This is a genomic window from Geomicrobium sp. JCM 19055, assembly GCF_000698185.1.
In the GTDB taxonomy this organism is placed as follows: Bacteria; Bacillota; Bacilli; order Bacillales; family Marinococcaceae; genus Geomicrobium_A; species Geomicrobium_A sediminis.
Map to the genome: position 1 here is coordinate 377,935 of NZ_BAXL01000001.1, position 23,214 is coordinate 401,148.

Sequence of the window (23,214 nt, forward strand, 5' to 3'; positions counted from 1 at the left end):
AGATGTTTACGATCAAACAGTACTTAGAAATTGACGGTCATGAACATGGGATGATCATTGAAGGGACGAATGAAGACAATCCAATTGTTTTGTTTCTACATGGGGGGCCTGGGTATTCAGAATATCCGATGATCTCACGTGAGAAACTAGATTGGTTGCAACATGTAACAGTTTGTTATTGGGATCAACGCGGCGCAGGCATGTCTTACAATCGTTCAACACAAGGTGAGCTTTCTCCTGAACGGTTTGTTCAAGATTGCGTACACGTGACGTTGCATTTAAAACAGCAGTGGCGAAAAGAAAAGATCTATCTATTCGGTCACTCATGGGGAAGTATAGTCGGCAGTTTAGTGGCGCATCAGTACCCTGAACATTATTACGCTTACATCGGAACCGGTCAAATCGGTCGCTATTTGGAATCGGCGAAAGATACCGTGCGTTTTGTGAAACAAAATGCTCAATACCGCGAAGATAAACGTGCGCTTAAGCGAGCGAATAAAGTTGTGTTTGATCAAGAGTTACATACGAGCCGTCCGCTCGTTCAAGTGCTCAGTTACGTAAATAAATATCGTGGTGGTATGAAGCGATCTGGTTATTCTACGTGGCAAGGTTTTGTTGATGTCTTACGGAGCAAACATTATACAGATCGTCAGAAGTTTAATGTGATCCCTGGTTCTTTTCAAACGTATAAAGAAGTGGGCGAATTTATGGTTCATGCTGATTTGGCGCGATTAACTCCGAACTTTGAGTTGCCTGTTTATATCTTGCACGGAAGGCATGACTTTCAAACGAGCATATTGGAAGCAGAGCGCTTCTACGAATTGATCGAGGCGCCTTATAAAGAGTTTCACGTTTTTGAAGAAAGTGCTCATTCACCATTTGTGGAAGAGAAAGAACAGTTCATCACCGTTCTTCAACAAATCATTCACCAAACAAGCGCCTAAGTCGAAGGAGGAGACGATGAAACCTTACGTCTATATCGGACATCCAATTGAAAAAGAAACAGAAGCCTATATTGCAAAGCATTGTCACTATAAAATTTGGAACGAAGAAAATGAAAAAGTGCCTGAAGCGGTGTTGAAACAAGAATTAAAACATGCTGACGGGGCGATGTTGACAGCAACGAAAGTGACAGATGAGATCGTTCGTGATGCGAACCAACTAAAAGTCATTAGTACAGTGAGTGTCGGCTATGATCAATTTGATGTTGATGTGCTTTCAAAACATGGGATCTACGGAACTCACACTCCTTATGTCCTCGACGATACAGTTGCTGATTTGATCTTCGGAATCTTGCTATCAGCATCAAGGAGAATTGGCGAACTTCATCATTACGTGAAAAATGGGAAGTGGACAATTGAGCCTGACAGTGCGTTTTACGGTCAAGATGTTCACCATAAGACGCTAGGCATTGTAGGGATGGGACGAATCGGAGAAAAGATTGTCCGTCGTGCAAAGCTGGGGTTTGAAATGGACATCATTTACCATAACCGTTCTCGTAAACCAAAGATTGAAGAACAATATGATGCATCGTATGTAGAGCTTGAAGAGTTGCTAAAAACAGCCGATTTTGTACTTCTTATGGTCCCGCTTACAGATGAAACTGTAAAATTAATTGGGGCAAACGAGCTTTCGCTCATGAAGTCTACAGCAGTATTGATTAACGGTGCTAGAGGCCCTGTTATTGATGAGGGAGCACTCGTTCAGGCGCTTAAGAATAAAGACATCTTCTCAGCGGCACTTGATGTGTTTGAAACGGAGCCTTTGCCGAGTGATCATCCATTTTTGCAACTCGACAATGTTACGCTGACCCCGCATATCGGTTCAGCAACGTTGGCAACGACGCGCGCAATGGAAATGCGTGCAGCAGAAAACGTCGTTCAAGGAGCATTGGGAAACGTTCCAAGAGACGTTATCCCAGAGCTAAAATCGCGTAACCGAGTATAAAAAAAACCGATGCTTAACAAGACCGAGAGCGATACGTAAACAATCATGTGAACGTATCGTTTTTGTGAGAATAAATCGAGTGCTTCGACACTGAACGTAGAGAACGTTGTAAAACCGCCAAAAAAGCCGATGGCAATAGTTGCATAGATGAACGAGTTTGATGCAAGTTGTTCAATCGCAATAAATGCACCAAGGCCAAATGAACCGAGAGCGTTCACGACGATCATGGATACAGGGATACACGCGTTTTGGAAGGCTTTAGCTAAAGTGAGCCCAAGCAAATAACGCAAAAGACTCCCGATAGCACCGCCAATTGTCACGGCTAGAATGTTCAATGATTATCACCTCGGTTTATTCTTTTTCCAATCATGTAACCAATAAAGGCAAGCGTAATGCCACCGATGATTGAAACGCTCAAGTAGATCGTTAAGAAAGCCACACTTTTATGAAAGATTTGTACAACATCGTAACCGAATGTCGACATGGTCGATAAACCTCCACAAAACCCTACCCCAAGACCGACAAATAGCGGCTGTTTAAATCGTGATTTCGTTGCGGTAAGTATGCCAAGTAGAAAGCTTGCAAGTAAATTAACGATCATCGTTGCAATGTGAGGCTTATAGGCAGTTCTAGCGCAAGGTAACGCACTGCACTTCCAGTTCCGCCTCCTAGAAGAACGGCTGTGATTGTATACCAATGACCTCTATTCACAACAATCCTCCTTTAGACTCGTCCTAAATTAGTCGTAACAAAAAAACTTAAGTAGCATCACGGAAAATAAACCGTAAAAACTCATGATGTAGTGCCACAAAAGAGAAACTTTTGGAAAGGCTTAGAGGGTTTTTAAAGCGTCTTATCTATGGTATAATCAAAACGTTATGCTTTGTTTTAAGGTGCCTTCCTTGACAAAGTACATTTTTTTATGTGAAGCCGAGAGTGAGGGTTTGTTCAATGGGTCAAGTTGTCCCTTTTATACAGAATCCAGAATACTTCTTTAAACAAGGAGTCGTTGCATATCAAAAGAAGGATTGGCAACGATCGATTCGCTATTTGCAACGTGCCATTGACTTGCGTCCTAGAAGGGGTTTTTCATTGTCAGCTGGCAGCCGTTTTATCGGATATGGGGCAATATGAACGCTCTAATGAAATTTTACTACATGTGATTGAACATATCGATTACAAGCTCTATGACTGTTATTACTTTCTCGCTAATAATTATGCCTATTTAGGCTTATTTGATCGCGCAAGAGACGCTGCGAATAAATATATCAACCTTATGCCTGATGGAGACTTCCGCGAAGATACAGATGAGTTATTGCAACTGTTGAATCTTGAAGACATCGGTAGCGATGAGTTTTCCGATGATGAATCGTTAGATGCTCCAATGTCGGATGAGTTTATTTTACGTTTTGAAGAAGTGAACCAATTTATTAAAGATCAAAACTATCTCAAAGCAGAAGAACAACTGCGAGAATTGATCTTTGAAAACCCGAGTTATTATGCGGCTTACAGTCAGCTTGCTCGCGTATTACACCTTCTCGGGCGCACGGAAGAAGCCATTCATTTTCTTGATGAACTCTTACAAGTTGAAGTTTATGTTCCGGCAATATGTCAAATTGCATTACTTCTTGATCACGCTGGACACGACCAAGAAGTTTATTATTGGAAAGAAAAATTAATCGATGTGATGCCAATTGATAAAAATCACATGTACAAAGTAGCCGCCACACTTTGCCGACTCGGTGAATATGAGGCTGCACTCCATGCTTTTCAATATTTGCATAAGCATTCTTACCAAGAAAAAGGTGTTTTCTTCTACCGATTCGGAGTTGCAGCATTTCATTGTGGTCACGATGCAAAAACGAAAAAAAATTCTGGTCGATGGCAAGGCGTACAGGACATGAAAAGGCCGCACTGTTGTTACAAACTTGGGAAGAACGTTCGTTATCGAATGAAGAAGTACAGTGTGAAACGGTTCAAGATTTAGCGTTCGGTCTTGATTAAGCAGATCAATGGACGACAAGGTCTAAGATCCCATATACTCATATCAGGATAATAAATACTAGATCGCAAAGAATACTGAAAAAGGAGTGGGCAGGATGACAGGGGATATAGAAAAAATCTATGATGTCATTATTATAGGTGCTGGACCTGCAGGGATGACTGCGGCTGTTTACACGTCTAGAGCTGAAATGTCGACATTGATGATTGAACGAGGAATTCCAGGTGGACAGATGGCAAACACTGAAGACGTGGAGAACTACCCAGGATATGACCATATTCTAGGTCCAGATCTTTCCAATAAAATGTTTGATCACGCAAAGAAATTCGGTGCTGAATACGCATACGGAGACATTAAATCCATCGAAGATGGTAAAGAATACAAGACGATTCATGCTGGAAGTAAGACGTACAAAGCGCGTGCAGTGATTGTTTCCACAGGTGCGGAGTACAAAGCATTAGGAATTCCTGGTGAAAAAGAACTTGGTGGTCGTGGTGTGTCTTACTGTGCCGTTTGTGATGGCGCGTTCTTCCGTGAGCGTGAAATCATCGTCGTTGGTGGGGGAGACTCTGCAGTTGAAGAAGCGGTTTACCTGACGCGTTTTGCTAATAAGGTAACAATCGTTCATCGTCGTGACCAGCTAAGAGCACAAAAGATTTTGCAGCAACGTGCATTTGTAAATGACAAGATCGATTTTAAATGGAATACGATTGTTAAGGAAGTAAACGGTGAAAATGGGAAAGTGAAAAGCGTGACACTTTCTGATGTTGAAACTGGTGAAGAGTATGAGCACGAAACGGAAGGTGTATTTATTTACATCGGAATGCTCCCACTCAATGATGCAGTCAAAGATCTTGGGATTACGAACGAAGATGGTTACATCGAAACGAACGAAGAGATGGAGACGGCTGTGGCAGGTATTTACGCAGCAGGAGACATTCGTGAGAAGTCCCTTCGTCAAATCGTTACAGCGACTGGAGATGGCAGTTTAGCAGCTCAAAATGCACAACATTATGTTGAAGAATTGTTGAATCAAGTGGAAGCTGGCAAAGGTTCGTGACCAATCGCCTAGGTCGTTACCCAATCTTTATAATTTCGTTATTCGCTTTTAACTGATTTGTAATCACGATGCAACACTCATGCGCTATGATGGGGTTAGTTAATTGACCCCCCTTTTATATATGTTGATGCGCAAGGCGAAATCGCCTTGCGCCTTTTTTGGGCATAAAGGTTATTGTCATGTATACTAGAGGGAGAGTTAAAGGATCGTGGCAGTATAGGGGGAGATCTTGTGAAGGAAGATATTCAAATTGTCGTCATTACGGGCATGTCAGGTGCAGGCAAAACAGTAACGGTTCAAAGCCTAGAGGATTTAGGCTATTTTTGTATCGATAACTTACCTCCAGCATTAATCCCTAAGTTATTAGATCTCATTGAAGCAGGTTCAATGAATCGAGTGGCACTCGTCATGGACTTACGTGGACGAGAGTTTTTTTGAACAAGTATTTTCAGCTGTGAGCTTGCTTGGAGATACGGCAAATTTACACACGCATATTCTTTTTCTTGATGCAGACAATGAGAAGCTCGTTTCCCGTTATAAAGAGACGAGGCGTTCCCATCCTCTAGCGCCGGACGGTTCATTGCTTGAAGGAATCGAAAAGGAACGTAAGATTCTCGAAGAAATCAAAGGTCGGGCAAGACACAGAATTGATACTACGAACTTAAAGCCAAAGCAACTTCGTGAAGAAATTAATCGTTTATTTTCATCACCGGAAGAACAGCCTTTTACCGTTCATTTTATGAGTTTTGGATTTAAACACGGTGTACCGATTGATGCAGATTTAGTGTTTGACGTACGCTTCTTACCGAACCCGCATTACATTGATCGACTTCGTCCAATGACAGGCCTTGATAAAGACGTATCTGACTATGTATTGAAATGGGACGATACGAAGAACTTTATTACAAAACTTCAAGATTTACTTACGTTCATGCTCCCGTTATACAAACAAGAAGGTAAAACGCAGCTTATTGTTGCCATTGGTTGTACAGGTGGACAACATCGATCTGTAACGTTAGTGGAACATTTTGCGAACCTATACGAACAAGAATACAACGTGCACAGAAGTCACCGCGATCGTAAAGTCGGGGGAGAAGAACGATAGTGGCCCCGCAAAAGGTGGTCGTGATCGGAGGCGGCACAGGCCTAGCAGTACTGTTAAGAGGTTTGAAAACGTTTGATGTCGAAATCTCCGCGATCGTAACGGTAGCTGATGATGGCGGAAGTTCAGGGAGGTTACGAAAAGAACTGAACGTGCCCCCACCTGGTGACGTACGAAATGTATTGGTTGCGCTTGCGGAAGTAGAGCCTTTAATTGAACAGCTGTTCCAACACCGCTTTAAAAACGGCGAAGGACTTAGTGGTCATTCACTAGGCAATTTGCTACTTGCAGGAATGACATCGATTACGGGTGATTTTGCGCAAGGAATTACCGAGTTAAGTCGTGTACTGAATGTTCGCGGGAAGGTGTTACCTGCATCAAATGACAGTTTAGAGCTTTCTGCGACGCTTACTGATGGTACAACAATTCACGGTGAATCCAACATCCCGAAAGCCAACAAGCCGATCGCAAATGTTTGGATCGAGCCTAAAAACCCAAAGGCACTTCCCGAAACTTTAAAAGCGATTCATGAAGCAGACAAGATTGTCATCGGTCCAGGTAGTCTATTTACAAGTGTCCTTCCCAATTTACTCGTCCCTGAAATCTCTGAAGCCATTAAACGTTCAAGTGCAAAGAAAATGTACATTTGTAATGTGATGACTCAGTTTGGAGAAACAGAACGTTACAGTGCTTCAGAACATGTAACGGCGATTCATCAACACGTCGGGACAGCGCTCTTTGATTATGTGATTGTCAACGATGCGCCGATTCCGAAAAAAGTAGCTATGCGTTATTTAGATGAGCAAGCAGAGGCAGTATCGTGTGATGAAGAAGCACTACTTCAACTTAAGTTACAAGTCATTCGAGATGATTTTATTCTGATTGATGATGGCGAACACATCCGTCATCATGCAAAAAAAATCTCCGAAGTAATATTATCAATATAAAAAGGTGGTGAGCGCCTATGTCTTCTTTTGCCGCAATGACAAAGAAAGAACTGACGCAAATCGATTCAGAGCATTGCTGTGAAAAGGCAGAGTTGGCTGCGCTCATAAGAATGAACGGCTCCCTTTCATTTAGCAATGGACGCTTATCTTTAGACATTTCTACAGAGAATGCTGCGATTGCTAGAAGATTTATACGCTCTTAAAGCGATCTTATCGCAATATGAAAGCGGAACTAGTTGTTCGCAAAAAGATGAGACTTAAGAAAAACAACGTCTATATTGTTCGCCTATATGAACAAGTGAAAGAGATATTGGCAGATACAGAAATCATGAACGATGGATTTACGTTCACACGTACGATCTCAAAAGAACTCGTTAATGAGTCATGTTGCAAACGTGCATACTTACGGGGCGCGTTTCTTGCGGGGGATCGGTCAATCACCCTGACACTTCATCGTATCATCTGGAGATATTCTCGCTTTACGAAGAGCATAACCGGGCGTTGCAACAACTGATGGCAGAGTTTGAGTTGCAAGCGAAAGTGTTAGAACGTAAAAAGGGATTTATTCTCTATGTCAAAGAAAGCGAGAAGATCACTGAGTTTCTTAACATTATTGGTGCTCATCAAGCGTTGCTCTACTTCGAAGACGTCCGAATTATGAAGGATATGCGAAACTCAGTAAATCGACTAGTGAACTGTGAGACAGCGAACCTCAACAAAACGGTCGGTGCAGCACTACGACAAGTTGAAACATTCAGTTGTTAGATCGTGAAGTAGGATTAGAGCGTTTGCCTCACAAAATTCGTGAAATCGCCGAACTTCGGGTACAACACCAAGATGTGACCCTCAAAGAGTTGGGAGAGATGGTTCCGAGTGGCAAGGTAAGTAAATCAGGAGTTAACCATCGCCTACGTAAAATCGATGAGCTCGCTGAGAAGATTCGCAATCATGAACCGATCCAAATTCCGCAAACATAACGTTTATAGAAAGGAAGACTGGCAATGATCCAACGCGAAGTGACTGTTTCCTTAAAAACGGGCTTACAAGCACGCCCCGCGGCGTTGTTTGTACAAGAAGCAAATCGATTCGGCTCGAACGTATTTCTAGAGAAAAACGGACAAGAAGTGAACGCCAAAAGCATTATGGGCGTCATGAGTCTAGCCATACGTAAAGGGACAAGTGTTACAATTAAAGCAGATGGGAACGATGCAAACGAAGCATTAGATGCATTAGAAACGTTTGTTACAGAATAGAAAACGGCGTAGCTCCTTAAGGGCTACGCCATTTTTTTTATGCCTTCGATGGTCGAAGTTAAATACTGTAAGTGTTCGCGGTAGAAGCTCGCACAACAATCATATTGAGTCATCAAAAACTCCCTTCAACGTAGACGTGTACGTTGAAGGGAGTATCGGAGTTAGTCTTGTACAGCTTTCCAAACGTCCCATTCGCCTGAGTCGTTCGGGTTGTTTCCTTGCGTCCACCATTTTGCTTCGAATAGTTGACCGTCATGCATGACGCGATCGCCACCGACGTAGACTTCACTTTGAGTCCAGACTGGGTATCCGTCTTCTAATTCAGGTTCTGTACAATCAGAGGCGATTTTCCAAACATCCCATTGTCCAGATTGTTCAGGGTTCTCACCTTGCGTCCACCATTTTGCTTCATAGAAATTGCCGTTGTGTTCAACGCGATCTCCACCAGTGTAAATGTTTGAACTAGACCAAGCTTCGTGTTCACACAGTGGTGGGTTTTCAGGTTCGGGTTCTGGAGCAGGTTCTGTTGCTTCTTCGTCTTGAGCCAGAACTTCAAACACATCACTTTGTGCAGTGTTCGTTTGTTCGAGGTACGTCGCATAGCCAATCATGACGTACTCACCTTCATCAAGTGGGTTGCCGTTAAGTGTAGCGTCGTAGTTCGTTTCAAACGTACCACCAGTTACGTCGGAATACGTATTTGCAAGACTAAATACTCACCTGTTTGAGCATCATAGACCCAAAATCCGAGTTCCTCAGCTCCTCGAGGAACATTCGCGACTACATCGAACTCATTAATTTCGTCAGTCTCAAGCACATTAAGACTCGTAATACGTGGATAATCAGGCTCTCCGACGAAAAGAATTGTCGGTACTTCAATCGTATCAGTTAAACTCTGTACGGTAATCGTACCTTCATAGTAATCTTGTTCAAGTAGATCAGGATTTACCTGAATGTTAAGGCGTACTTCGCCAGAATCTCCTGGTTGAAGGGCGATATCGCTGCTTGACATCGCAGTAATTCCACTTGGATTGCCGTGGAATTCAATATCAAAGCCATAGGCTTGGCGTTGATCAGAAACGTTATTGATCGTAAATGAACTGCGCTTCGTTTGGATGCCGTCTTCTTCTGTGAAAATACCGAATGAGTGGCTACCTGGTGAAACAGTTGAATCAACGGTTAATGCTTCAACGAGACGAATGCTACCTGTTCCTTGTGTGTTAAATGGATAAGCATTTCCGTCTGCATCATAAAGTGATTCAGCTGTGTTCATAAGTGCAGAGCGTACATGATCAACAGATGCATTTGGATCAGCTTCGAGAAGGAGTGCAGCAGCACCGGCAACATGCGGTGAAGCCATGCTCGTTCCTTGCATTGATGAATACCCATGTGGGTTTGAAGAATCGTGTGTTGGAACAGTACTCACGATCGCTACACCAGGTGCTGAAACATCTGGTTTAATCATCCAAGTGTTCATAACCGGGCCTCTTGAAGAGAAATCAGCGACAGTTTCGCCTACTTCACGTTCAAAATCAAGGTCAAAAGAAACGGTATTGTTTCCTTGAGTGATTTGAGATTGAAGTTGTTGACCATCTTCTAGTGAAAGCTTAATCGTTGGAACAGAAAGACCTGGTACGTCAGGTTGTTCCCCGGCAACATTATTGAAAATAATTGCTCCAGTGGCACCTGCTGCTTCAGCGTTATCCGCTTTCTCAACGAATGGCAGGTCACCACGAACCATTAGCGCAATTTTGCCTTCAACATCAACGTCCTCAAAGTCTTCTGGAGCACCAATTCCTACATCAACGACTTCAAAGTCTCCGTCATTTAAACGAAGGAGTTCTAACTCACTCGGGAATCCCATCACCTCTGCGGAATCAAAGCTTGCACTTCCGCTCGATAAAGCTGCGGAGTATTCTGGGAAAGGAAGTTGAGTTGCACCGACAGAAATTGCATCTCGTGACGTTCCTGGTGATCCAACTGTCCAGTTGTTAGGGCCTGAATTTCCGTTAGAAGTGACTGCAACAACACCGTCAGCCATTGCTTGATCTAAGGCGATGCTCGTTGCGAAGTCAGGGTCATTCAAGGTGTTCCCGAGAGATAAGTTCATAATATCTGCGCCATCAAGAACCGCTCGTTCAATCCCTGCAATAACGTTTGCTGTCGTACCAGAACCACCAGGACCTAATACACGGTATGCTAAAAGATCTGCATCAGGAGCAATGCCCGTTACGAGTCCGTTACCTGCGACTGTACCTGCTACGTGCGTACCGTGGTTCGTTTGATTACCTCGAGGGTCTCCTGGAGGTGTTTCTTGTGGGTCTTCGTCGTTATCAACAAAGTCATAGCCTTTGTAAGAACCAAAGGAGCTTGCAAGGTCAGGGTGTGTGTAATCAACACCTGTATCAATTACAGCGACAGTTACACCATCCCCAGTGAACCCGAGGTCAAATGCGTCTTCATTCCCGATGAATGGACCGCTATCGAGCATATGCGGACTAAATTCCTCTTCTGTAATCGGAATTTCCTCACCGACCGTCCCTGTTTCATATTCAACGTCAGGGTAAACCGCTTTTATTCCGTCAATAGTAAGTAGTTGTGGAATTTCATTTTCAGGTAGTTCAATAGAAAAGCCTGAAAAAAACGTATCCATACTCTTGAATCACATCGACTGAGCTTACGTTCAGTTCAATGTTCTCGATGACGTTACTTCGTTCATCAGTAAGTACAGAGCGTGACTGACGTACCCCTCGTTGCTTTGCTTCTAGTTCAGAGTACTCTTCTAACTCTACAATAACCGTCTTATTGGAAGAAGAAGAAAAGTCATGGTCCCGAAGATTTGTGCCTGCATAAAGTCCTCTGCTTGTTGAGCATTAGCTCCTTGAGGTAATGCTGAAGACGCTAATAAAAAGAAAATACTAGAAAGTGCGAAAGTTTTGAATTTAGTCATCTTGTCCTCCTTTTTGCAATTAAAGCTTGTAATGTAAGTACGAATAACCCCCCTTTAATCTTCTATTGAACGACTATTTCTATATACGAAACAAAAAGCCTCCCCAAGTAATTGAATACAGTGATTTCGACCTCCATAAAAAGATGGATTTGTGACTTAGTAACTAAAAGATAGTTAGGTCTAAAATCGAGGGGTTTTTGTTTTCATGAAGTAAAGGAGCCTAGCACACTCATTTCACAACATCATCGAAAAAGATATGTATCTTTTGTGCTTGAAGATGAAATGAATGACGAACAACACAGTGGAGTCTAGATTACATTGCGCTGTATGAAAATGGGTGGGTCAAGACATCGAATAACCATGCAACTTATACATTCATACATATGCTGATAATAATGAGAGGAGGTTTAACATGTCGAGATCGAAAAAAAGATCATTGTCACCAACGAATTGTCATTAACAATAACCTCATCAATGGTCCTGGTAACGTCCCACCGGTGCCAACACCAACGATTCCACCAGAGCCTGATATTTGTGGAAAGATCTACGTTGCAGATGGAAGGGATCGTTCAATAACTGTGTTAGACGTGGCTACCGGTGAAGTGATTAGAACGATCCCATTGTCGGGCAACCCATTCTCTGCGTATGTCAATCAAGACAAACGTCAATTGTACGTGATTGATAGTTTTGAAGGTTTATTGGAAGTGATTGACGTCGAAACAGATGAAGTTGTACAAACGATTCGAGTAGCCTTTGGAGCGGATATTGCAACCAACCTTGTTTATGACCCTGTACAAGACATTATTTATATAACGGTTTCTTCAGGAATTCGTTTGTTAGATGCAAACACCTTTGAACAAGTTGGGTTTATTAATACCAATGCAAGTGCAAGTAATCCTTATGATATTGCACGAGATTCGGTCACAGGCTACGTGTATGTAACAAATTCATTTGGTAATTTTGTTTACGTTATTGACGGTTCAACAATTATCGGCCAAATACCCGTAGGACAAAATCCAAACCAAATTACAATTGACCTAACGACGAGACGAGCGTACGTATCAAATCATGGCAGTCGAGATGTACCGGTAATCGATTTGACGACAAGTCAAGTCATTGCAACGATAACGACGGGGAATGTTACACCGTACAGAACCGCTGTTGATGTGGCGACGAATACGGTATACACCGCATTAAATAACGGTACAGTTGCTGTTATTGATGGTGATACAAACACAATTATTGATTATATTGACGTTGGGGGATTCCCAAGAGCAATTGCAATCAATGCCATTGATCGACTCGCTTATGTGAGTAACAACTTAGACAATACCGTTTCCGTCATTGACCTTAATACATGTGAAGTAATCGTTACAATTCCTGTTGGGAATGGACCGTACGGCATAGGAATTTACCAATTCCCTTGTTAACGAAGGCAAAATAAAAACGGAGGAAATGAGACTCGCTCATCTTCTCCGTTAAATCGTTCCCTTTGTTTATTTTCCAGGTTGACCGTTTTTCTCAAAGATTTGATCAACAAGACCGTACGTTTTGGCAGCTTCAGCTGTCATAAAGTTATCACGATCTGTGTCGCGTTCAATCACTTCAAGTGGCTGACCGGTTCTTTCAGAAAGAATTTGGTTTAGCTTGCCACGCATTTCGATAATACGACGAGCGTGAATCTCGATGTCAGATGCTTGACCTTGCGTTCCGCCGAGTGGTTGGTGAATCATAATCTCACTGTTCGGAAGTGCGAAACGCTGACCTTCTTCTCCAGCAGCGAGAAGGAACGCTCCCATTGATGCTGCCATACCGATGCAAATCGTCGATACTTTCGGAGTAATGTATTGCATCGTATCATAAATTGCCATACCTGCTGTAATGGATCCGCCTGGGCTGTTAATATAAAGAGAGATATCTTTATCTGGGTCTTCAGCTTGTAAGAATAGCATCTGTGCAACGATGGAGTTGGCTACGTTGTCATCGATTCCAGACCCTAGCATAATAATGCGGTCTTTCAATAAGCGGGAATAAATGTCATAGGCACGTTCACCGCGATTTGTTTGTTCAATAACTGTTGGGATTAAGTTCATTGTCGTACCTCCTCATATGTTCTGCATTTATCTTACCTCTTAGGTCAATAAAGGTCAAATCAAACGCATACTCTCATTATATGATTTCCGATCTGCAAATTATTCAAACCCATCTAGCATGATTTTGTGATGTAACGTATAATATAGAAAAAGTTCAACTTTTAGACATAATTTGAAGACATGATTTACGATAGGCAATTCTTATAGGGGGAGATTGTAATGAATCTGGAGATGGGCCTGTTCCAACAACAGACGATGAAGCTAGTCATGACGCAGCAATTGCGCCAGGCGATCTCACTGTTGCAGTACTCATCATTAGAATTATCGGAATACATTGAGGATCAAGCCCTTGAGAACCCGCTGCTTGAGGTATTGGAGTCTGAAGAAACGCCATTTATACCAGATGCTCCTGTACTTTGGAGAGATCGTGATGAGTCTGGAGTAGAAAACGGTGCAGAATCGTTCTTAGAACAAATTAAAGAAAGTCGTACGGACTTGACAACCATTCTGTTTGAACAGTTGCAACATTTGAATAGTGATAAAGCGACTCATGACCATATTACTTATTTAATTTATAACTTAAATGAACAAGGCTATTTACAAGTTGATGTTGATAAAGCAGTGAATGAAGGTAGTATGACTGAGTCACAATTTCATAAAGCGCTCTTTCATTTACAAGGGATGGAGCCAATCGGAGTCGGTGCAAGAAGCTTAGCAGAGTCACTATTGATTCAAATGCGTGAACATCCTGAGGAGTTTGAACTTGCAGAAACCATTGTAGAATTTTATTTGCAACCGTTTGCAGAGAAGAAATGGAAAGCGTTGAGTGAAGAATTACAAGTGACGATGAAAGAATTGCAAGACGTTCACGATTACATTCAGCAATTTAACCCTTGGCCAACACAAGGAATGGGTGGCGAACAGCCACGTTTTATCACCCCAGATGTGTATGTCGTGCGTGAAGACGACCAATGGCGGGTGCAATTAAATGATGAATCGCTACCGAGAATTCGATTGAACGACAGTATCGGAATTTATTAGAACAAAAGAATACCGAAAACAAGGAAGCTTTCGACTATGCCCACCAAAAGTACAAACAGCTTGTTTGGCTGTTAAAAAGCATCGATCAAAGACAGCAAACCGTTCGTCTTGTAACAGAAGCCATTGTTGACTATCAACAGCAATTTTTTGATACGGGTAATTTGCGACCGATGACGCTGAGGCATATTGCAGAGATGGCAGGTGTACACGAGTCAACAGTTTCAAGAACGACGACGTCGAAGTACATCCAAACCCCGCGGGGATGCTTTGAGCTAAAAGCCTTCTTTAGTAAAGGTTTGCAGCGTGCAGTTGGGGAAGATACTTCTGCGACCGTACTAAAGCAGTCGATTCGTGAGTGGATTGAGGAAGAAGATAAATGCAAACCTTTATCCGATCAGAAGATTACCGATCGATTTCAAAGTGAACAAGGGATTAAAGTTTCTCGTCGTGCAGTCGCAAAGTATCGAGATGAATTAAAGATTCCTGCATCTTCTAAAAGAAAACGTTTCGCTTAAAGGTCGGTGTTTTTTTACACCGACCTTTTCAATTGGAAAGGATTATGACCATGAAAAATATCGCTCTACATAGTTTGTTAGTTTTAGCTTTTACGGTTTTACTGATTAGTGATTTTTTTCCAGAATTCCCGGTAATCGGTGCTCTTCCGGTTTCGTTCTTATTCGTGATTATTATTGTGATTTATATTGTCATGTTTATAACGAAAGCGATTGATTCGCGGGACCCACTTTATCGTTTTAAAACGCAGTTGTTTCTCACCACGTACCTCGTTGTTATGGTGTTTGCATTAACTGCATTAGGTGGAGAGTCTGAACTTGGGATAACACCTTATCATGAGATTTTTTGGTTTATTGTCATTGTTTCTTTCGGTGACCTTCTATTTCAATGGCGACGAGTAAAGCGTCATCGCACAATGAACCCTGAAGACTAGTGAAGTCATAAGTTTAAGAGATTGCTTAGCCACTCGGCAGCAAAGATTGATAAAAGCATCATTACAATGGCAAGGATGACGACAGCAATACTAACCCATAAGGTTGCCTTGCCTTTAGAGTCTTCAAACGAGACAATAGCTGTAGCGGTCAATTGACTGCTAAGAAGGAAGGTACCTAAGAGCGAGAGACCTGCTACACCATATTTCGTATAAAAATGTTCGAATTTAGGATTTGGTTGTTTTTTTGATTCTTGTAGAGCGTCGCTTAAGTCTCCGAGAGAATTTACGAATGCTGTTCCCCAAAAAAACAAAAACAACAATGCTCATAATATTTCCGACAGTCGCAACGAAAGTTGTCGTGACGGGGTGTAAGTTAAAAAGAACAATGCCTGTTGGGATCGCAATCATGACTTCCATAAACGGAATCAGACTAGCGATGAAAATGAAGAAGTAGTGTGAGAGATCGTTAAACATAAGCAATAACCTCCCTTTTATTAAGTCAATTGACTTAATAAAAGTATAACGTAATAATTTATGAAAAGGCAAGAAGTTGGATGCAGCATGCCAAAACGAGTGGACCATCAAAAAAGAAAGCAAATCATAGCAAAAGCGGCTATGAAACTCATTGAACAAAAGGGGGCTGAGGCAACGACACTTCGAGATATTGCTAAAGAAGTCGGGCTGTCGCTCGGTTCCATTCAATACTATTTTCCAAAGCAAAGTGATTTATATCGGTATACAATGGAAACCTTATTTCAACGGACAAAGCAACGGATGGACGAAGTTGAACCGAAAGGGACGTCTGCATTTGACTATGCAGTTCAGATGATTGTTCAATACATACAAGTAGGCGATCAAGAGCAGCGAATGGAAAATGCAATCTGGATTCAATTTGCAGTGATGGAGCAAGAGGAGAATAAAGAACTATATCAGCGGTTTACAACGATTTACCGTGAATTTCTAGAAACAGTCTTTGTTCAATTGCAGAAAGGAGATTGTTTGAAAGAAGGGTTAGACCTAGATTTAGAAATAAAAAAATTAGAGATTTATACGGATGGACTTATTTTAAATGCAATTTCAAAGTTAAGAGGCTTTAGCCAAACGGAAATTGAGACGTACGTTCGTCACTATTTAGCTCATATTTGTCGATAGAAATAACCTTCTTAAAAAATGGCTTTTGTGGCTTCGCTTCAGTGGGCGTGGCCTCAGCGGTTGTGCTGTTTTTGTTTTGCCTTATAATTGCCGACGCATGAAGGCAGTAAGAGTAAATTGTGAACAAAAAAAAGTTTGTTTTATTAAATTTCTGTAAATTAATTGTGTGATGCTAATTTTTACTCTTTACGTTTAGCGCGATTTTGATATAATCTTCTTAACCCTCAGCAAGTAGGGGGTTCAAGCAGCATAGAATACGATTAATAGTTAGTGTTTTTAAAACGAATGATAATGATATGAAAGATCGGGGTGATTGACTTTGGGAAGGTGTTAGAGCTTACAAATGGAGTGAGTTTGAGATTTTCATTTTGTTGGAGCGATTGCGTGTGCCTCTCGAAGAATTCCGAACCGATCGAACTTAAATGAACGTATAAGCGACTTACCGGTTTGAATAGAAACACGCGAAAAGAAGTAAAATAGATGATGAATGTAAAAGTATTTCTGTTCAAAAAGAATGACAAAACAAATAATTCTAAAATAAATGTCTTTTCAAAATACACGGAGGTGAATCCCTCTTACTGAGGGAAATAATTGGATTTAAGTACAATAATTAATCTTATTCTAATTGTGGTTTTCTTGGCCTTAACTGCGTTCTTTGTGGCTTCGGAATTTGCAGTTGTAAAGATTCGAAGTTCAAGAATTGAACAATTAATTGCAGAAGGCAATAAAAAGGCAGTTGTCGCCAAAAAAAATAACTCAAAATCTAGATTATTATTTATCCGCTTGTCAGCTTGGAATTACGGTGACAGCATTAGGACTTGGAGCATTAGGAAAGCCAGCTGTCAGCAGTCTTATGTATCCGGTGTTTGATTATTTTAATGTATCACCTTCAATGTCATCGGTCATTTCTTACGCGGTTGCGTTTCTTCTTGTAACGTATTTACACGTTGTCATTGGTGAAATGGCACCGAAAACGTTAGCTATTCAGTTTTCTGAGAAGATGACGTTAATGTTGTCAGGCTCTCTGTACTGGTTCGGTAAAGTGATGTTTCCTTTTATCGTCACACTTAATGGTGCTTCACGTTTGTTGCTTCGAACGTTTGGTGTCAAACCAATCGGACACGACCAAGCGTATACGGAAGAAGAATTAAAAATTATTATGACGCAAAGCTACCAAGGCGGAACTATTGATAAAGAAGAGCTTCAATATATGGAGAATGTATTCTCGTTTGATGAACACGTTGCAAAAGATATTATGGTCCCGCGAACTGAAATTGTGACTATTCAAGAAGGCATGACGAATGCAGAGCTCATCGCCATTTTTGATGAACACAATTTTACGAGATACCCAGTGGTTGATGATGGTGATAAGGATAAGATTATCGGTGTTGTAAATGCAAAAAAAATGCTACAAGACATCGTTGCGGGAAGAGATATAGACATTAAACTGTACATGCGCGACCTCCCGTTTATTCTAGAACCGACGAGCATCCAAGATTGTATGGTCAAGATGCAACAAGACAAAGTTCAGATGGCGATTATTATTGATGAATACGGCGGAACTTCAGGAATCGTTACGATGGAAGAAGTCATCGAGGAGTTAGTCGGTGAAATACGAGATGAGTTTGATGAGGATGAAGAGAGCGACATTGAAAAAGTAGCAAAAGACGTTTACTTCATCAACGGTCGTGTCTTACTTGATGATCTAGAAGAGCAGTTCGGACTGGAATTTGATAACCGAGAGCATATCGACACCATTGGTGGATGGATTCAGTACATGACCCAAGAAAATGACGAATCGGTCCAAAAAGTCGAAGTGAAAATGGATGAACACCGATGGTCTGTAGTTGAAGCCGATCATCACCAGATAAAAAAAAGTGAAATTCAAACAGCACGCATCAGTGACATAACTTTAACAAAAAGCATACTAAAAACTGTGGAGGTGAGTCCCTCTCCTATTGAGAGGGAATAATTGGATCTATTTATTCTCGTTAATTTATTTTTCGTAGCTTTGTTTATTCTCTTAACTGGTGTTTTTGTAGGTGGCGAGTTCGCCATTCTTAAAGTCCGCATGTCAAGAATTGACCAACTCATTGCAGAAGGTAATAAAAAAAGCGATCCTAGCAAAAAAAGGTTGCTCATAACCTTGATTATTACTTGTCGGCCTGTCAGTTAGGAATTACCATTACAGCTTTAGTGTTAGGTGCGCTCGGTGAACCTACGGTTCAGAGAATGCTTCGTCCCGTGTTTGATTATTATAGTGTTTCTGATGCGATGGCGACTGTTCTTTCTTATGCAATCGCACTCGCTTTAGTAACGTTTCTCCATGTAGTTATTGGAGAGCTCGCGCCTAAGACATTAGCGATTCAATTCCCTGAGAAAATGACGTTATTACTTGCGCCACCACTGTATTGGTTCGGTGTCATTATGGGACCTTTTATTCGCATTCTAAATGGTTCAGCAAGGCAGATTCTCGGATGGTTTGGTGTGAAGCCAGCTGGACATGAAACAGCGTATAGCGAAGAAGAATTAAGGTTAATCGTTTCAGACAGTTATAAAAGTGGTCAAATCAATCAAACAGAACTTGCTTATTTAGAGAACTTCTTTTCATTTGATGGACGAACGATGAATGAAATTATGGTTCCAAAAGAACGAATGATCACGTTAAAGGTCGGAATGAAGATCGACGAAATTCTTCAAACCATTGAAGATCATGGATACACACGTTATCCAGTTATGGATAATGAGAATGACAAGCTACTCGGTTTCTTGAATACAAAAGAAATGCTAACGAGCATTGCAGCAGGTCGTAACGGTGGGATTGAACAATTCCTTCATGAGATTCCACATGTGAAAACTTCAATGGCGATTCAAGAAGTGTTCTTGAAGATGAAGAAAGCTCGAACGCACATTGTCGTCGTGACGGATTCTCAAGGTAAGATGATTGGACTTGCAACGATGGATGACATTCTTACTGAAATTGTCGGTGAAATGCGTGATGAATACGATGATCATGCAGGTCTTGTAACGTAAGAATTCATACAATCACTAAAGAAACGCACCCTTTACGGGTGCGTTTCTTTGTTTCGCCTATAAAAGAAAGTCATTGCAAGCGGCCACCAAAGCACAGCAAAAATCGGGTAGACTGCCAGATTTCATGGGGAGTTGTAATGAGGTTCACCACAACAAAAAAGATACTCGTCGTTGTTGCCATGAGATAAGAATAACAAATGGGGCGATCGCTCCATTGTCTCGTGAAGGGCCACCATAGTAATGCGAAGAGTAGAAAGATGCTCCAAGGAAAACGGTCATCGTAAACAAAATTTAGCATTACATAATAGCCGCCCAAGATTAAAAAGCTAATCCATGCAAACGGTTTTGTTTTAAATTGATGAGGGAACCAAGCGGATAGGGGCCACCAAATGAGTGGAAGAATATAGAGAGCCCATAAGTATTCGGGTGTCTCAATGACATTTATTGCAGTCATTAACCCTATAATCCATATCGCTCCGATCGTACTGTAAACCGGATGTGGCAGCAAAGAGAAAGGCCAGAGTAATAAAAACAAACTCACATAAATAGACCAACTCACGTTAGGATTTAGCAATAGATCAAGCGTGATAAAGACGATAGCGATGATTGATGTTGCGAGTAGTACTGCAGCCAATTCGGATCGTCGGCTCACGTTACTTGTCCTCCGTGCGTTTGTAAACGAACGTCATCGCTAGTGGCCACCAAAGAATGGCGAACGTCGGGTAGATGAACCAAATCGTGTCTGGTGTGTAGTAAAAGTTGATAAAAAGAAATAGCAAGATTACAAGCGAGCTTCCCCATAGGGAAAAGTGCAAATTCAATTTCGCTTTTTTTCTTTTTGTAAGTGATGGATTGGTCGGGTATGATTCACGTAATTCGGCTTTTAATTCTTCGGCATCTCCAAATTCCACAATGGCTTTATTAATCGCATCTTCTTCTGACTTACCCGTCTCCATTAAGTCGCGTACCTTTTCTTCCAAGTTCCAGCAAAGGTCATGAAGCATTGCTTCTTTTTCTTCGCTGTTAGGGATATCACGAAAAAGATGTTCGACATGCGCACGTATGTCTTTCATTTGTTTCCCTCCAAAAATACATCTACAATTTCTTTCATTTCGAGCCATTCATGTTTCAATTCTTGTAAGTATGCTTTCCCAAGAATCGTAATGGCATAATACTTGCGTTTCCCGCCGTGTGACTCAGTACCAAAGTAAGAATGAATCAACTCTTTTCGTTCTAACCGTTGAAAGGCAGCGTAGAGGGTTGCTTCTTTAATCATGAATCGTTCATTTGTTCTCAAGCTAATCTCTTTAGAAATTTCATAACCGTAACGATCTTTTTCGAGGATGAGTGTCAAAATAATGCTATCTAGGTGTCCTCGTAACAAGTCACTTCGTACCACAACGCACGGTCCTTTCTGTGTATTCTATCTGATAGAGTAATCATAGCGTTAATTACTCTATCTGTCAAAGTAATGATGAATCAATTGCAAAAACGACAATCTTAATTTATAATGATAATTAAGTTAGTGGGAACAGAAAAGTCAATGCGGGACTTTTTCGTTCCCGGAAAGATGAGCTGAGTAGATCATGGATGAAACATTACTAAAATGGCAGCAGAAACTGCAGCCAGATCTGATGGATAACCTTATAAGGAGGTATCATCTTTTACGTTACATTCGTGTGAGTGAACCGGTTGGTCGAAGAGCATTGGCACAAGAAATGGACATTTCGGAACGCGTGTTGAGAAGGGAAGTTGAACTGTTTAAAAATGAACAGTTGCTTTTAATTGAGACGCAAGGTATGCGCCTTACTGAAGATGGAAAGAATTTGCTCGAGGCATTAGAATCTTCGATTCAAGTGCTTACGGTCGAACATCTTTGCAGGCGAAACTTGAACGCGCGCTTCATGTGAAGCGAGTCATCGTCGCTCCAGGAAATAGTGATGAACAAGACTGGGTGAAAAAAAGAGATGAGTCGCGCATGTGTGGACGAAATGATTCAAACACTTGGTGAAGGAGACGTTGTTGCAGTTGCAGGTGGAACAACGCTGGCCGCTTTGGCCGCTGCTGTGTATCCTCATGCCAGGCTTAGCAATGTCACATTTGTTCCTGCCCGTGGGGGACTTGGCGAAGACGTGGAATTGCAAGCAAATACGATTAGCGCTGATTTAGCGAAACAAGCAGAAGCGAACTATCGATTGCTTCACGTACCAGATCAATTAAGTGAAACAGCCTATGATTCATTGATTGAAGAACCGGGTATACGAGAACTACTACAGCTAATCCGTCACCCTCGTATGGTCATTCATAGTGTTGGTGATGCATTATCAATGGCGACACGAAGAGGATCAACGGAAGAACACCTTAAAGGTTTAAAAACGAAAAGCGCTCAATCTGAAGCGTTTGGGTATTACTTCGATCATCACGGGAAGATCGTTCATAAAGAACGAACGATTGGATTACAGCTCTCGGATTTGAATGAAGAACAAATGGTCATTACGGTTGCAGGTGGTGCTTCTAAAGCTAAAGCGATTGCATCCTATATGACGCATCGACCGAGTGATTTATTGATTACAGACGAAGCAGCAGCGAAAGCTGTTTTAGATACTCTAGAGGAGGATTTATAAATGACAACGAAGATTGGTATTAACGGTTTTGGACGAATTGGACGCTTGGTGTATCGTGCATCTTTAAACAACCCAGAGGTAGAAGTAGTAGCAATCAATGACCTTACAGACGCAGAGATGTTAGCACACCTCTTGAAATATGATACTGTACATGGAACGTTCCCTTCAGAAATTGAAGTAGACGGCGACAACCTTCTTATTGGTGGGAAGAAGATTGCGATTTCTTCTGAGCGCGATCCAGCACAAATCGGTTGGGATCAATATGGCGTTGACGTCGTAGTCGAAGCGACAGGTCGTTTTGCTTCTAAAGAAGATGCAAGCAAGCACATCGAAGGTGGAGCAAAACGCGTCATTATTTCAGCACCTGGTAAAGATGTAGACGCAACGTTCGTAATGGGAGTAAACCATGAGACGTACAACCCAGAAGAGCATACGGTTGTTTCTAACGCATCTTGTACGACAAACTGTCTTGCGCCATTAGCAAAGGCATTACACGATGAGTTTGGAATTCGCCGTGGAATTATGAACACAGTACACTCGTACACGAACGACCAACAAATTCTTGATCTTCCTCACAAAGATTATCGTCGTGCGCGTGCTGCTGCGGAGAACATTATTCCAACGTCTACTGGAGCTGCAAAAGCTGTAGCGCTCGTGCTTCCTGAACTTGAAGGTAAGCTTAATGGAGCTGCAATGCGTGTGCCAACACCGAATGTATCACTCGTTGACTTCGTTGTTGAACTTAATCAAGATGTCACGGATGAGCAAGTAAACGCGAAGCTAAAAGAGCTTTCTGAAGGAGAAATGAAAGGTATTCTCGGTTATAGCGAAGAAGAGCTTGTCTCTAGCGACTATAACGGTAGTACGCTTTCTTCTACGATCGATGCGAAATCGACGATGGTTATGGAAGGAAACATGGTAAAAGTTATCTCATGGTATGATAACGAATACGGATATTCAAATCGTGTTGTCGACTTAGTCGCTCATATGGCTAGAGTTGGGTTATAATAAGATATGAAAAAGGAAAAGGGAGAGACGTACGCGTTCGCTCCCTTCTTTCTTAT

26 protein-coding genes and 4 pseudogenes are annotated in these 23,214 nt (G+C 41.7%); 20 read left to right on the plus strand and 10 right to left on the minus strand.

Annotation, left to right across the window (positions count from 1 at the left end; all coding sequences use genetic code 11):
• Window positions 1–2 precede the first annotated feature (2 nt).
• Window positions 3–944 carry an alpha/beta fold hydrolase gene (locus JCM19055_RS01995; protein ID WP_052365789.1) on the plus strand — a complete coding sequence of 314 codons (942 nt, stop codon included), beginning with the start codon at window positions 3–5 and terminating at the stop codon, window positions 942–944.
• A 16-nt stretch (window positions 945–960) separates the two neighbouring features.
• Complete coding sequence (locus JCM19055_RS02000) at window positions 961–1,947, plus strand: D-glycerate dehydrogenase (protein ID WP_042358280.1); 987 nt, start codon at window positions 961–963, stop codon at window positions 1,945–1,947.
• On the opposite strand, the gene JCM19055_RS25035 is transcribed toward JCM19055_RS02000, so the two are convergent.
• The gene (locus JCM19055_RS25035) at window positions 1,881–2,282 is read right to left on the minus strand and encodes a CrcB family protein (RefSeq protein WP_081833371.1); all 402 of its coding nucleotides are present in this window, start codon (window positions 2,280–2,282) and stop codon (window positions 1,881–1,883) included. The two genes, JCM19055_RS02000 and JCM19055_RS25035, sit on opposite strands and share 67 nt — an antisense overlap.
• Complete coding sequence (locus tag JCM19055_RS02005) at window positions 2,279–2,548, minus strand: CrcB family protein (protein ID WP_052365790.1); 270 nt, start codon at window positions 2,546–2,548, stop codon at window positions 2,279–2,281. The genes JCM19055_RS25035 and JCM19055_RS02005 overlap by 4 nt, the downstream gene beginning before the upstream one ends.
• 350 nt (window positions 2,549–2,898) lie before the next feature.
• Between JCM19055_RS02005 and JCM19055_RS26090 the strand changes: the two genes are divergently transcribed.
• The 7 genes and pseudogenes from JCM19055_RS26090 to JCM19055_RS02035 all read left to right on the plus strand — a co-directional run bounded on the left by JCM19055_RS26090 (window position 2,899) and on the right by JCM19055_RS02035 (window position 8,311).
• Window positions 2,899–3,081, plus strand: a complete 183-nt coding sequence (locus tag JCM19055_RS26090) for a tetratricopeptide repeat protein (protein WP_152549694.1) — start codon at window positions 2,899–2,901, stop codon at window positions 3,079–3,081.
• Window positions 3,068–3,934, plus strand: a complete 867-nt coding sequence (locus JCM19055_RS02010) for a tetratricopeptide repeat protein (protein ID WP_152549695.1) — start codon at window positions 3,068–3,070, stop codon at window positions 3,932–3,934. Before JCM19055_RS26090 ends, JCM19055_RS02010 begins: the two co-directional genes overlap by 14 nt.
• A 112-nt stretch (window positions 3,935–4,046) precedes the next feature.
• A complete protein-coding gene (gene trxB / locus JCM19055_RS02015) occupies window positions 4,047–5,009 on the plus strand; it encodes a thioredoxin-disulfide reductase (protein ID WP_042358282.1) in 963 nt (320 codons plus the stop codon).
• Between the two features lie 267 nt (window positions 5,010–5,276).
• A pseudogene (gene rapZ, locus JCM19055_RS02020) lies at window positions 5,277–6,114 on the plus strand (RNase adapter RapZ).
• The gene (gene yvcK, locus JCM19055_RS02025; RefSeq protein ID WP_152549696.1) at window positions 6,114–7,058 is read left to right on the plus strand and encodes a YvcK family protein; all 945 of its coding nucleotides are present in this window, start codon (window positions 6,114–6,116) and stop codon (window positions 7,056–7,058) included. The pseudogene rapZ and the gene yvcK overlap by 1 nt, the downstream one beginning before the upstream one ends.
• Window positions 7,059–7,093: 35 nt before the next feature.
• Window positions 7,094–8,035, plus strand: a pseudogene (whiA, locus tag JCM19055_RS02030) (DNA-binding protein WhiA).
• Between the two features lie 24 nt (window positions 8,036–8,059).
• Window positions 8,060–8,311, plus strand: a complete 252-nt coding sequence (locus JCM19055_RS02035) for an HPr family phosphocarrier protein (protein ID WP_042358284.1) — start codon at window positions 8,060–8,062, stop codon at window positions 8,309–8,311.
• A gap of 161 nt (window positions 8,312–8,472) precedes the next feature.
• Here the strand turns inward: JCM19055_RS02035 and JCM19055_RS02040 are convergent, their stop codons facing one another.
• The 3 genes from JCM19055_RS02040 to JCM19055_RS26905 all read right to left on the minus strand — a co-directional run bounded on the left by JCM19055_RS02040 (window position 8,473) and on the right by JCM19055_RS26905 (window position 11,261).
• On the minus strand, window positions 8,473–8,922 hold the full coding sequence (locus JCM19055_RS02040; RefSeq protein ID WP_052365791.1) for a carbohydrate-binding protein: 450 nt from the start codon (window positions 8,920–8,922) through the stop codon (window positions 8,473–8,475).
• Between the two features lie 71 nt (window positions 8,923–8,993).
• Window positions 8,994–10,964: a S8 family serine peptidase gene (locus JCM19055_RS02045; protein WP_052365792.1), complete on the minus strand. Its 1,971-nt coding sequence runs from the start codon at window positions 10,962–10,964 to the stop codon at window positions 8,994–8,996.
• Between the two features lie 135 nt (window positions 10,965–11,099).
• Window positions 11,100–11,261 carry a hypothetical protein gene (locus JCM19055_RS26905; RefSeq protein WP_193745262.1) on the minus strand — a complete coding sequence of 54 codons (162 nt, stop codon included), beginning with the start codon at window positions 11,259–11,261 and terminating at the stop codon, window positions 11,100–11,102.
• Between the two features lie 395 nt (window positions 11,262–11,656).
• On the opposite strand from JCM19055_RS26905, the gene JCM19055_RS02050 reads away from it, so the two are divergent.
• Entirely contained in the window at window positions 11,657–12,691 is a 1,035-nt protein-coding gene (locus tag JCM19055_RS02050) for a hypothetical protein (protein ID WP_042358285.1), read from the plus strand.
• 66 nt (window positions 12,692–12,757) lie between these two features.
• On the opposite strand, the gene clpP is transcribed toward JCM19055_RS02050, so the two are convergent.
• Window positions 12,758–13,354, minus strand: a complete 597-nt coding sequence (gene clpP / locus JCM19055_RS02055; protein WP_042358286.1) for an ATP-dependent Clp endopeptidase proteolytic subunit ClpP — start codon at window positions 13,352–13,354, stop codon at window positions 12,758–12,760.
• A gap of 219 nt (window positions 13,355–13,573) precedes the next feature.
• Between clpP and JCM19055_RS22350 the strand changes: the two genes are divergently transcribed.
• The 3 genes from JCM19055_RS22350 to JCM19055_RS02065 are packed head-to-tail and all read left to right on the plus strand — an operon-like array spanning window position 13,574 to window position 15,341.
• Complete coding sequence (locus tag JCM19055_RS22350; RefSeq protein WP_052365793.1) at window positions 13,574–14,395, plus strand: hypothetical protein; 822 nt, start codon at window positions 13,574–13,576, stop codon at window positions 14,393–14,395.
• A complete protein-coding gene (locus JCM19055_RS25040; RefSeq protein ID WP_265181677.1) occupies window positions 14,368–14,910 on the plus strand; it encodes a hypothetical protein in 543 nt (180 codons plus the stop codon). The genes JCM19055_RS22350 and JCM19055_RS25040 overlap by 28 nt, the downstream gene beginning before the upstream one ends.
• A 50-nt stretch (window positions 14,911–14,960) precedes the next feature.
• Window positions 14,961–15,341, plus strand: coding sequence for a hypothetical protein (locus tag JCM19055_RS02065; RefSeq protein WP_042358287.1), 381 nt, complete (start codon window positions 14,961–14,963; stop codon window positions 15,339–15,341).
• A 5-nt stretch (window positions 15,342–15,346) separates the two neighbouring features.
• Here the strand turns inward: JCM19055_RS02065 and JCM19055_RS02070 are convergent, their stop codons facing one another.
• Entirely contained in the window at window positions 15,347–15,661 is a 315-nt protein-coding gene (locus tag JCM19055_RS02070) for a hypothetical protein (RefSeq protein WP_152549697.1), read from the minus strand.
• Here JCM19055_RS02070 and JCM19055_RS28010 point away from each other — a divergent pair.
• The 4 genes and pseudogenes from JCM19055_RS28010 (at window position 15,661) to JCM19055_RS02085 (ending at window position 19,526) form a co-directional block, all read left to right on the plus strand.
• Window positions 15,661–15,795 (plus strand): hypothetical protein, encoded by a 135-nt coding sequence (locus JCM19055_RS28010; protein WP_265181653.1) that lies wholly within the window; start codon window positions 15,661–15,663, stop codon window positions 15,793–15,795. The genes JCM19055_RS02070 and JCM19055_RS28010 overlap by 1 nt on opposite strands.
• Before the next feature lie 107 nt (window positions 15,796–15,902).
• Complete coding sequence (locus JCM19055_RS02075; protein WP_042358289.1) at window positions 15,903–16,493, plus strand: TetR/AcrR family transcriptional regulator; 591 nt, start codon at window positions 15,903–15,905, stop codon at window positions 16,491–16,493.
• A gap of 591 nt (window positions 16,494–17,084) precedes the next feature.
• A pseudogene (locus JCM19055_RS02080) lies at window positions 17,085–18,465 on the plus strand (hemolysin family protein).
• Window positions 18,466–19,526 (plus strand): annotated as a pseudogene (locus tag JCM19055_RS02085) (hemolysin family protein). It abuts the pseudogene before it with no gap.
• Between the two features lie 70 nt (window positions 19,527–19,596).
• On the opposite strand, the gene JCM19055_RS02090 reads toward JCM19055_RS02085, so the two are convergent.
• From JCM19055_RS02090 to JCM19055_RS02100, 3 genes are read right to left on the minus strand one after another with little or no spacing between them, the layout of a single operon-like run.
• Window positions 19,597–20,178, minus strand: a complete 582-nt coding sequence (locus JCM19055_RS02090) for a hypothetical protein (RefSeq protein WP_042358290.1) — start codon at window positions 20,176–20,178, stop codon at window positions 19,597–19,599.
• 1 nt (window position 20,179) lies between these two features.
• On the minus strand, window positions 20,180–20,599 hold the full coding sequence (locus JCM19055_RS02095; protein ID WP_042358291.1) for a permease prefix domain 1-containing protein: 420 nt from the start codon (window positions 20,597–20,599) through the stop codon (window positions 20,180–20,182).
• Window positions 20,596–20,925 (minus strand): PadR family transcriptional regulator, encoded by a 330-nt coding sequence (locus JCM19055_RS02100; protein WP_042358292.1) that lies wholly within the window; start codon window positions 20,923–20,925, stop codon window positions 20,596–20,598. Before JCM19055_RS02100 ends, JCM19055_RS02095 begins: the two co-directional genes overlap by 4 nt.
• A gap of 187 nt (window positions 20,926–21,112) precedes the next feature.
• On the opposite strand from JCM19055_RS02100, the gene JCM19055_RS31055 reads away from it, so the two are divergent.
• From JCM19055_RS31055 to gap, 3 genes are read left to right on the plus strand one after another with little or no spacing between them, the layout of a single operon-like run.
• Window positions 21,113–21,436 carry a hypothetical protein gene (locus JCM19055_RS31055; protein WP_370542946.1) on the plus strand — a complete coding sequence of 108 codons (324 nt, stop codon included), beginning with the start codon at window positions 21,113–21,115 and terminating at the stop codon, window positions 21,434–21,436.
• Between the two features lie 57 nt (window positions 21,437–21,493).
• Window positions 21,494–22,150, plus strand: coding sequence for a sugar-binding domain-containing protein (locus JCM19055_RS31060; RefSeq protein WP_370542947.1), 657 nt, complete (start codon window positions 21,494–21,496; stop codon window positions 22,148–22,150).
• A complete protein-coding gene (gap, locus tag JCM19055_RS02110; RefSeq protein ID WP_042358293.1) occupies window positions 22,151–23,158 on the plus strand; it encodes a type I glyceraldehyde-3-phosphate dehydrogenase in 1,008 nt (335 codons plus the stop codon).
• Window positions 23,159–23,214 lie beyond the last annotated feature (56 nt).

Coding starts and splice junctions, on each gene's coding strand:
- JCM19055_RS01995 (WP_052365789.1), top strand. CDS start 3: ATGTTTACGATCAAACAGTACTTAGAAATTGACGGTCATGAACATGGG.
- JCM19055_RS02000 (WP_042358280.1), top strand. CDS start 961: ATGAAACCTTACGTCTATATCGGACATCCAATTGAAAAAGAAACAGAA.
- JCM19055_RS02005 (WP_052365790.1), bottom strand. CDS start 2,548: ATGATCGTTAATTTACTTGCAAGCTTTCTACTTGGCATACTTACCGCA.
- JCM19055_RS26090 (WP_152549694.1), top strand. CDS start 2,899: ATGGGTCAAGTTGTCCCTTTTATACAGAATCCAGAATACTTCTTTAAA.
- JCM19055_RS02010 (WP_152549695.1), top strand. CDS start 3,068: ATGGGGCAATATGAACGCTCTAATGAAATTTTACTACATGTGATTGAA.
- trxB (WP_042358282.1), top strand. CDS start 4,047: ATGACAGGGGATATAGAAAAAATCTATGATGTCATTATTATAGGTGCT.
- JCM19055_RS02035 (WP_042358284.1), top strand. CDS start 8,060: ATGATCCAACGCGAAGTGACTGTTTCCTTAAAAACGGGCTTACAAGCA.
- JCM19055_RS02040 (WP_052365791.1), bottom strand. CDS start 8,922: ATGATTGGCTATGCGACGTACCTCGAACAAACGAACACTGCACAAAGT.
- JCM19055_RS02045 (WP_052365792.1), bottom strand. CDS start 10,964: ATGGATACGTTTTTTTCAGGCTTTTCTATTGAACTACCTGAAAATGAA.
- JCM19055_RS26905 (WP_193745262.1), bottom strand. CDS start 11,261: ATGACTAAATTCAAAACTTTCGCACTTTCTAGTATTTTCTTTTTATTA.
- JCM19055_RS02050 (WP_042358285.1), top strand. CDS start 11,657: ATGAGAGGAGGTTTAACATGTCGAGATCGAAAAAAAGATCATTGTCAC.
- clpP (WP_042358286.1), bottom strand. CDS start 13,354: ATGAACTTAATCCCAACAGTTATTGAACAAACAAATCGCGGTGAACGT.
- JCM19055_RS22350 (WP_052365793.1), top strand. CDS start 13,574: ATGAATCTGGAGATGGGCCTGTTCCAACAACAGACGATGAAGCTAGTC.
- JCM19055_RS02065 (WP_042358287.1), top strand. CDS start 14,961: ATGAAAAATATCGCTCTACATAGTTTGTTAGTTTTAGCTTTTACGGTT.
- JCM19055_RS28010 (WP_265181653.1), top strand. CDS start 15,661: ATGCTCATAATATTTCCGACAGTCGCAACGAAAGTTGTCGTGACGGGG.
- JCM19055_RS02075 (WP_042358289.1), top strand. CDS start 15,903: ATGCCAAAACGAGTGGACCATCAAAAAAGAAAGCAAATCATAGCAAAA.
- JCM19055_RS02095 (WP_042358291.1), bottom strand. CDS start 20,599: ATGAAAGACATACGTGCGCATGTCGAACATCTTTTTCGTGATATCCCT.
- JCM19055_RS31055 (WP_370542946.1), top strand. CDS start 21,113: ATGGATGAAACATTACTAAAATGGCAGCAGAAACTGCAGCCAGATCTG.
- JCM19055_RS31060 (WP_370542947.1), top strand. CDS start 21,494: ATGAGTCGCGCATGTGTGGACGAAATGATTCAAACACTTGGTGAAGGA.
- gap (WP_042358293.1), top strand. CDS start 22,151: ATGACAACGAAGATTGGTATTAACGGTTTTGGACGAATTGGACGCTTG.